An 8493-nucleotide genomic window follows, 5' to 3' on the forward strand; every position below is an offset into this window, starting at 1 on the left:
GATGTCCGCTTCCGCGTCGATGAACGATTCGACGAAGCAGAACGAATAGAGAAATTACTGCGAACACCTGCGGTGCAAAGGGACCTCGCCCCCGATTCGCAAGACACGGAAGAGTAAAGTGATGATCGTGACCACCGCCAACAGCGTGATCGAGCCGGAAATCGGCGATTCGGCAGCGCCTGAAAAAAATATTTCTTCTGAAGCGAATCGCGACGCGAATCAGGTTCGCGACGAGAACCGGCCGCGCTCCGGCAAACAGCCGCGCCCGAACAACCAGATGCGACGCGACAAACGCGACGTCCATGGCTGGGTGATCCTCGACAAGCCGATCGGCATGACCTCGACCCAGGCGGTCGCGGTGGTGAAGCGGCTGTTCACGGCCAGGCGCGCCGGCCATGCCGGCACGCTCGATCCGCTTGCCTCCGGCGGCCTGCCGATCGCGCTCGGGGAGGCCACCAAGACGGTTCCCTTCGTGATGGACGGCCGCAAGCGCTACCGCTTTACGGTGGCCTGGGGCGAGGAACGCGATACCGACGATACCGAGGGCCGGGCCGTCAGAACCAGCGATCTCAGGCCCTCCGCCGAGGAGATCCGGGCCCTGCTGCCGCGCTTTACCGGCGTGATCGAGCAGATCCCGCCGCAATATTCCGCGATCAAGGTCCAGGGCGAGCGCGCCTATGACCTGGCGCGCGACGGCGAGACCGTCGACCTGAAGCCGCGGCCGGTCGAGATTCACCATTTATCACTGGTAGAACAAACGGATAGCAGCCATTCGGTGTTCGAGGCCGAATGCGGCAAGGGCACCTATGTGCGGGCGCTGGCCCGCGATATCGGCCGCATTCTCGGCTGTTTCGGCCATATCTGCGCGCTGCGCCGGACGCTGGTCGGGCCGTTCGGCGAGAATGACATGATTCCGCTGGAACAGTTGCAGGCTTTGTGCGATAGAGCCGCGTCTGGCGAGGGTAGCCTCGCCGACGCGCTTTTGCCCGTTGAGACCGCGCTGGACGACATCCCGGCACTGGCCGTCACACGGGCTGATGCGGCAAGGCTCCATCGGGGCCAGGCCGTTTTGTTGCGCGGACGGGATGCGCCCAATAGTAGCGGCACAGTCTATGTCACGGTGGCAGGCCGGCTTTTGGCCCTCGCCGAAATTGGCAATGGCGAACTCATCCCCAAGCGCGTGTTCAACCTGACCGGACTGACCGCCAGTCCGGCTCGCAGCAATGAAAGAGTTTGACGATGTCGATTACCGCCGAACGCAAAGCGGAAGTCATCAAGACGAGTGCCAACAAGGCCGGCGACACCGGCTCGCCCGAGGTTCAGGTTGCGATTCTTTCGGAACGCATCAATAACCTCACCGGGCATTTCAAGTCCCACGTGAAGGACAATCATTCACGCCGGGGCCTTCTGAAAATGGTCGCCACGCGCCGTTCCCTGCTCGATTACATCAAGCGCAAGGACGAAGGGCGTTACAAGGCACTGCTCGAAAAGCACAACATTCGTCGTTGAGTTGAGTTCACGCGCGCAATCTTGCGCGCGTTTTCGCATGATCTTCTGGAACCAGCCTCCGATTCTCGGAGACGATCATGCTCAAACACGTCCAGCAGCAATCCGGCCGCTGGGCGGGGCAAGATGCCCGTACTACCGAAGGGATGGACGCCATCCGAAAGATAAAGACCATGGCAGGATCGCCGGACGCTGATCTCGTATCGTGATCAGCGTCTCGCAATCTTGCGCATGGTCTTTGTGTTTCTGGGCCGACATTGCTTCGTGAACCCATGAAAGAGACCTACATGTTCAATATTCATTCAGTCGAAATCGACTGGGGTGGCCGTCCCCTGAGGCTTGAAACCGGCAAGATTGCCCGTCAGGCCGATGGCGCCGTGCTCGCCACCTACGGCGAGACCGTGGTGCTCGCCACCGTCGTATGCGCCAAGACCGCCCGCGAAGGTGTCGACTTCCTGCCGCTGACCGTCGACTACATCGAGAAGACCTACGCGGCCGGCCGCATCCCCGGCGGCTACTTCAAGCGCGAGGGCCGTCCGACCGAGAAGGAGACACTGGTCTCCCGCCTGATCGACCGTCCGATCCGCCCGCTGTTCGTCGACGGCTGGCGCAACGAGACCCAGGTCATCGTCACCGTGCTGTCGCACGACATGGAGAACGATCCCGACATTCTGGCGCTGGTTGCCGCCTCCGCGGCGCTGACCATCTCCGGAGCCCCGTTCAAGGGCCCGATCGGCGCCGCCCGGGTCGGCTTCATCAATGACGAATACGTGCTCAACCCGACGCTCGACGAGATGGTCGAAACCCAGCTCGACCTCGTCGTCGCCGGCACCGCCGATGCCGTGCTGATGGTGGAATCGGAAGCCAAGGAACTCAACGAAGACATCATGCTCGGCGCCGTGATGTTCGGACACCGGCATTTCCAGCCGGTGGTCAATGCGATCATCGAGCTCGCCGAGAAGGCCGCCAAGGAGCCGCGCGACGTCAAGGTCGTCGACGAAAGCGTGCTGGAAAAAGAGATCCTGGGCCTGATCGAAGCCGATCTGCGCGCCGCCTACGCCATCCCGATCAAGCAGGACCGCTATGCGGCGGTCGGCAAGGCCAAGGAAAAGGTGATGGCGCACTATTTCCCGGAAGGCCAGGAACCGAAATACGACAAGCTGCGCATCGCCGGCGTGTTCAAGGAACTGGAAGCCAAGATCGTTCGCTGGAACATCCTGGACACCGGCAAGCGCATCGACGGCCGCGATTCCAAGACCGTGCGCCAGATCATCGCCGAAGTCGGCGTGCTGCCGCGCGCCCACGGCTCGGCGCTGTTCACCCGCGGGGAAACCCAGGCGATGGTGGTGACCACGCTCGGCACCGGCGAGGACGAGCAGTACATCGACTCGCTGTCGGGGACCTACAAGGAGCAGTTCCTGCTGCATTACAACTTTCCTCCCTACTCGGTCGGTGAAACCGGACGCATGGGCGGCACCAAGCGGCGTGAAATCGGCCACGGCAAGCTGGCCTGGCGCGCAATCCATCCGGTGCTGCCGCCGCACCACGAATTCCCCTACACGGTGCGCGTCGTCTCGGAGATCACCGAGTCGAACGGATCCTCCTCGATGGCTTCGGTCTGCGGCGCCTCGCTGGCGCTGATGGATGCGGGCGTTCCCCTGAAGCGGCCGACGGCGGGTATCGCCATGGGCCTCATTCTGGAAGGTTCGCGCTTTGCGGTGCTGTCCGACATCCTCGGCGACGAGGATCATCTCGGCGACATGGACTTCAAGGTCGCCGGCACCGACGTCGGCATCACCTCGCTGCAGATGGACATCAAGATCGCCGGCATCACCGAGGAGATCATGAAGGTCGCGCTCGGCCAGGCCAAGGACGGGCGCATCCACATCCTCGGCGAGATGTCGAAGGCGTTGACCAATGCCCGCGCCGAGCTCGGCGAATACGCGCCGCGCATCGAGACCTTCAAGATCCCGACCGACAAGATCCGTGAAGTGATTGGCACCGGCGGCAAGGTGATCCGCGAGATCGTCGAGAAGACCGGCGCCAAGGTCAACATCGACGACGACGGCACCGTCAAGGTGGCTTCCTCCGACGGCGAATCGATCAAGGCGGCGATCAAGTGGATCAAGTCGATCGCCTCCGATCCGGAGCTCGGCCAGATCTATGACGGCACCGTGGTCAAGGTGATGGAATTCGGCGCCTTCGTGAACTTCTTCGGCGCCAAGGACGGCCTCGTCCACATCAGCCAGCTGGCGTCGGCCCGCGTGCAGAAGACCTCCGACGTCGTCAAGGAAGGCGACAAGGTCAAGGTCAAGCTGCTCGGCTTCGACGACCGCGGCAAGACGCGCCTGTCGATGAAGGCCGTCGACCAGGTGACGGGCGAGGACCTCGAAGCCAGCCAGAAGACCGAGGCTCCGGCGCGCGAAGCCGCCGGCGAGTAACCGCTCCAACGGTGAGACGACGAAGGGCGGCTTTTCAGCCGCCCTTTTTGCTGGCTTTTGTGATGGCCCGATCACAAATCGATGATCGGCGTGCGCGATTCCGCCGCAGGTCAACCAAAACCGCGGGTCCGCCCGGCACGTAACTCAGACTCGCGCGTTCTCCCGGCGACGGCCGATATTCTGAGATCGAATTTAGCTGCATCCGCCGACCCCGTTCGTGATCATGTTCCGCATCGAGCAACCATGCTCGCCACAGCCAGGGAGACCTCTCATGTCCGCACTATCCCGTCGCCATCTCGTCACGATGGCCGCAGGCCTCGCCGCCGTCGCCGCCGTGCCGCGCGCCGTGTTCGCCCAGGCACCGGCCGCGGCTCCCGCAGCCGCAGGCCCCTTCGTGCTCCCGCCGCTGACCTATCCAACCAACGCGTTCGAGCCCCATATCGATGCCAAGACCATGGAAATCCACCACGGCCGGCATCATGCCGCTTATGTCGCGAACCTCAACAATGTCGCCAAGACCAATCCGCAGCTCGGATCCAGCGCCATCCTGAACGTGCTCGGCAACCTCAACGCCCTCAACGACGACATCAAATTCGCCGTCCGCAACAATCTCGGCGGCCATGCCAACCACACCATGTTCTGGGAAATCATGGGACCCAACGGCGGCAAGCCGGAGGGCGAGGTGCTGGCGGCGATCGACAAGGACCTCGGCGGCATGGAAAAATTCCAGAACGATTTCAATGCCGCTGGCGGCCGCCAGTTCGGCTCGGGCTGGGTGTTCGTCACCGTCACCAAGGAAGGCAAGCTCGCGATCGAGACCCGCCCCAACCAGGACAGCCCGATCATGGACGGCAAGCGCGCCTTGATGGGCAACGACGTCTGGGAGCATGCCTATTATCTCAACTACCAGAACCGCCGCGCCGATTACCTCAAGGCGTGGTGGAACACGGTGAACTGGAGCAAGGTCGCCGAGCGATACGCCGCCGCGAAGGCCGGCACGCTGGGGGTTTGAGGTCTGTCATCTCGAATGAGAGGCGGCGCGCCTCCATCCGCACAATTGTCATCGCCCGCGAATGCGGGCGATCCAGTATGCCGCGGCGTCAGTGGATAAGCCGTGAAGCCTTGGCATGACGGGCGTTGGTGTCAGCCGCGCTTCGCCGCCGTCTTCGCGGCCGAAATTTTTACGCTCTCCTTCACGACCTCGCCCAGCGCGGCAAAATCCGCCTTGCGCGGCGAGGTGCGGCGGAACACGAGACCGATGCTGCGGCCGGGCTGCGGGTTTTCCAACCGCAGGAATTTGACCCTGGCGTCGCGCCGCTCGACGTCGGCGGCGATCTGCGGGATCAGCGTCACGCCATAGCCGCCCGCGACCATCTCCATCACGGTGTTCAGGCTGCTGGCGCCGAACACGGTGCCGCCTCCGGCACTGCCGCGGCTCCGCGTGGCGGTGGCGCAGAACGCCAGCGCCTGATCGCGCAGGCAGTGGCCGTCCTCGAGCAGGATCAGCCGGCTCTGATCGATGTCTTCGGCCGCCACCCGCATCGTGTCCCGGCGCGGATCGCTCGCCGGCACCGCCAGCAGGAACAGATCCTCGAACAGGGCCATCGTATCGATGTCGGGCTCGTCCACCGGCAGAGCCAGCATCGCGGCGTCGAGCGCGCCGTTCTTGATGTCCTCGATCAATTGCCGGGTCTGGGTTTCCCGCAGTTCCAGCCGCAACTCCGGAAACCGGGACTGCAGCAGCGGGAGAATCTTCGGCAGCAGATAGGGCGCCAGTGAGGGAATGACGCCGAGCGTCAGCCGGCCGGTCAGGACGCCGCTGCGATGCCGGGCAAAATCGACCAGATCGCGCGAGGCCGTCAACAGCTCTTCGGCCCGCCGCGCGATCTCCCGCCCGACGTCGGTGAGCATGACGTCGCCGGGCCGCCGTTCCACCACGGCGACGCCGAGGGTCCGTTCCAGATCGCGGATCTGCATCGACAGCGCCGGCTGGGTCACGGAACAGGACTCGGCGGCGCGGCCGAAATGGCCGTGCCTGGCAAGCGCCGAAAGGTAACGAAGCTGTCGAAGCGTGATCATTCACGATAAGATATACTGATCGCTAGTCCAAGACAATTCGACTGGACCTGATGTTAGATTTCTTCCAAGATGATTCAGCGAGCGAATTTTGAGGCGCCGGGGTCACCCACGGTCCTGCTGACGTGGTTGTTCCAGGTCAATGCGTCTGAGGTCTGCCTCTTGGTCAAATACGCCCTTCGCCCCATCTGCCGGAAGGATCAACCCATGGCTGACCGTCCCCGATAACGACCGGCGCCGGCAATCCAATGCCGGCAACCAGATCCCTTCACCGCCGGCTCCAATGGGGCTCGCGTCATCACCTGTCGTTCCACACGGAACAACTCGACCCAGACTACAGAACGCGATCGGAGAGAGACATGGACGCAAAGACGGACGACACCGCAGGCAAATGCCCGGTCAATCACGGCACCCGCGCACACCGGAACCGCGACTGGTGGCCGGAGCACCTCGATATCGGCGTGCTGCATTCGCGCCACCCTTCCGCCGATCCGATGGGCAAGGGCTTCGACTACGCCAAGGAGTTCAAGAGCCTCGATCTCGATGCCGTGATCAAGGATCTGCACGCCCTGATGACGGACAGCCAGGAATGGTGGCCGGCCGATTTCGGTCACTACGGCGGATTGTTCGTCCGGTTGGCATGGCACAGCGCCGGCACCTACCGCACCACTGACGGCCGGGGCGGCGCCGGCGCCGGCCAGCAGCGCTTCGCGCCGCTGAACTCCTGGCCCGACAACGCGAACCTGGACAAGGCGCGCCGGCTGCTGTGGCCGATCAAGCAGAAGTACGGCAACAAGCTGTCCTGGGCCGATCTGTATGTTCTCGTCGGCAACGTCGCCCTGGAATCGATGGGCTTCAAGACCTTCGGATTCGCCGGCGGCCGCGCCGATGTGTGGGAGCCCGAAGAACTGTACTGGGGTCCCGAAGGCACCTGGCTCGGCGACGAACGCTACAGCGGCGAACGCGAACTCTCCGAACCGCTCGGCGCGGTGCAGATGGGCCTGATCTACGTCAATCCGGAAGGCCCGAACGGCAATCCGGACCCGGTCAAGTCGGCGAAGGACATCCGCGAGACCTTCTTCCGCATGGCGATGAACGACGAAGAGACCGTGGCATTGATCGCCGGCGGCCACACCTTCGGCAAGACCCACGGCGCCGGCGATCCGTCGCTGATCGGTCCGGATCCGGAAGGCGGCGCAATCGAGGATCAGGGCCTGGGCTGGAAGAGCAAACACGGCACCGGCTTCGGCGCCGACGCCATCACGGGCGGTCCCGAAGTCACATGGTCGCAGACCCCGACGAAGTGGAGCAACCACTTCTTCGAGAACCTGTTCAACTTCGAGTGGGAGCTGACCAAGAGCCCGGCCGGCGCCCAGCAATGGAAGGCGAAGGGCGCCGAGCCCTCGATCCCGGACGCGTTCGACCCGTCGAAGAAGCACGTTCCGACCATGCTGACCACGGACCTCGCCCTGCGCTTCGACCCCGCCTACGAGAAGATCTCGCGGCGTTTCCTCGAGAATCCGGATCAGTTCGCCGATGCGTTCGCGCGCGCCTGGTACAAGCTCACGCATCGCGACATGGGCCCGGCCGTGCGCTATCTCGGCAAGCTGGTGCCGCAGGAAACGCTGATCTGGCAGGACCCGATCCCGGTGGCCGATCATCCCCTGATCGACGACCAGGACGCCGCCGCGCTGAAGGCGAAAATCCTGGCCTCCGGCCTCACCGTGTCGCAACTGGTCTCGACCGCATGGGCCTCGGCCTCGACGTTCCGCGGCTCCGACAAGCGCGGTGGCGCCAATGGTGCGCGGATTCGCCTGAGCCCGCAGAAGGACTGGGAGGTCAACAATCCGCCCGAGCTGGCGAAGGTCCTCTCCAGCCTCGAAGCGATCCGCAAGGAGTTCGGCAAGAAAGTGTCGCTCGCCGACCTGATCGTGCTCGGCGGCAATGCCGCGATCGAGAAGGCGGCGAAGGATGCCGGCCTGACCGTGGCGGTGCCGTTCACGCCGGGCCGCATGGACGCCTCGCAGGAGCAGACTGACGCCGCCTCGTTCGCGCCGCTCGAACCCCGTGCCGACGGCTTCCGCAACTACATCAGCGCCAGGACGCAGTTCATGAAGCCGGAGGAGGCTCTGGTGGACCGGGCACAGCTGTTGACGCTGACGGCACCCGAGATGACCGTGCTGGTGGGCGGCCTGCGCGTGTTGGGAGCCAATCATGGCGGCGAGCTGCACGGCGTTCTCACCGACCGGCCGGGCCAATTGACCAACGACTTCTTCGTCAACCTGCTGGACATGGGCACGGCGTGGAAGGAAGTCGACGACCGCGGCGACGAGGTCTTCCTCGGGACCGATCGCAAGACCGGTGAGGAACGGTGGACAGCCACCCGGACCGACCTCGTCTTCGGCTCCAACTCGCAGTTGCGGGCGCTGTCTGAGGTCTACGCCTCGGCCGACGCGGGCGAGAAGTTCGT

Annotated in this window: 7 protein-coding genes and 1 pseudogene; 7 read left to right on the top strand and 1 reads right to left on the bottom strand. The window is 64.0% G+C overall.

Annotated elements, in window-relative coordinates:
• The 6 genes and pseudogenes from Q8R73_RS19340 to Q8R73_RS19365 all read left to right on the top strand — a co-directional run.
• Positions 1 to 117 (top strand): annotated as a pseudogene (locus tag Q8R73_RS19340) (ribosome-binding factor A); the annotation flags it as partial.
• Between the two features lie 4 nt (positions 118 to 121).
• Positions 122 to 1237 (top strand): tRNA pseudouridine(55) synthase TruB, encoded by a 1116-nt coding sequence (gene truB / locus Q8R73_RS19345; RefSeq protein WP_305721155.1) that lies wholly within the window; start codon positions 122 to 124, stop codon positions 1235 to 1237.
• 2 nt (positions 1238 to 1239) lie between these two features.
• A complete protein-coding gene (gene rpsO, locus Q8R73_RS19350; RefSeq protein WP_305721156.1) occupies positions 1240 to 1509 on the top strand; it encodes a 30S ribosomal protein S15 in 270 nt (89 codons plus the stop codon).
• Between the two features lie 77 nt (positions 1510 to 1586).
• Positions 1587 to 1715, top strand: coding sequence for a hypothetical protein (locus Q8R73_RS19355; protein ID WP_305721157.1), 129 nt, complete (start codon positions 1587 to 1589; stop codon positions 1713 to 1715).
• A 78-nt stretch (positions 1716 to 1793) separates the two neighbouring features.
• Positions 1794 to 3947 (top strand): polyribonucleotide nucleotidyltransferase, encoded by a 2154-nt coding sequence (pnp, locus tag Q8R73_RS19360; RefSeq protein ID WP_305721158.1) that lies wholly within the window; start codon positions 1794 to 1796, stop codon positions 3945 to 3947.
• A gap of 271 nt (positions 3948 to 4218) precedes the next feature.
• On the top strand, positions 4219 to 4959 hold the full coding sequence (locus Q8R73_RS19365; protein ID WP_305721159.1) for a superoxide dismutase: 741 nt from the start codon (positions 4219 to 4221) through the stop codon (positions 4957 to 4959).
• Between the two features lie 131 nt (positions 4960 to 5090).
• Here the strand turns inward: Q8R73_RS19365 and Q8R73_RS19370 are convergent, their stop codons facing one another.
• Entirely contained in the window at positions 5091 to 6026 is a 936-nt protein-coding gene (locus Q8R73_RS19370; protein ID WP_305721160.1) for a LysR substrate-binding domain-containing protein, read from the bottom strand.
• A 356-nt stretch (positions 6027 to 6382) separates the two neighbouring features.
• Between Q8R73_RS19370 and katG the strand changes: the two genes are divergently transcribed.
• A partial coding sequence (katG, locus tag Q8R73_RS19375; RefSeq protein WP_305721161.1) for a catalase/peroxidase HPI occupies positions 6383 to 8493 on the top strand: 2111 nt, incomplete at its 3' end.

The sequence above is a fragment of the Bradyrhizobium sp. genome (assembly GCF_030697065.1).
GTDB lineage: Bacteria > Pseudomonadota > Alphaproteobacteria > Rhizobiales > Xanthobacteraceae > Bradyrhizobium.

What these genes read in the sequence shown, in the direction of transcription:
- truB (WP_305721155.1), top strand. Translation starts at nt 122, where the DNA reads ATGATCGTGACCACCGCCAACAGCGTGATCGAGCCGGAAATCGGCGAT.
- rpsO (WP_305721156.1), top strand. Translation starts at nt 1,240, where the DNA reads ATGTCGATTACCGCCGAACGCAAAGCGGAAGTCATCAAGACGAGTGCC.
- Q8R73_RS19355 (WP_305721157.1), top strand. Translation starts at nt 1,587, where the DNA reads ATGCTCAAACACGTCCAGCAGCAATCCGGCCGCTGGGCGGGGCAAGAT.
- pnp (WP_305721158.1), top strand. Translation starts at nt 1,794, where the DNA reads ATGTTCAATATTCATTCAGTCGAAATCGACTGGGGTGGCCGTCCCCTG.
- Q8R73_RS19365 (WP_305721159.1), top strand. Translation starts at nt 4,219, where the DNA reads ATGTCCGCACTATCCCGTCGCCATCTCGTCACGATGGCCGCAGGCCTC.
- Q8R73_RS19370 (WP_305721160.1), bottom strand. Translation starts at nt 6,026, where the DNA reads ATGATCACGCTTCGACAGCTTCGTTACCTTTCGGCGCTTGCCAGGCAC.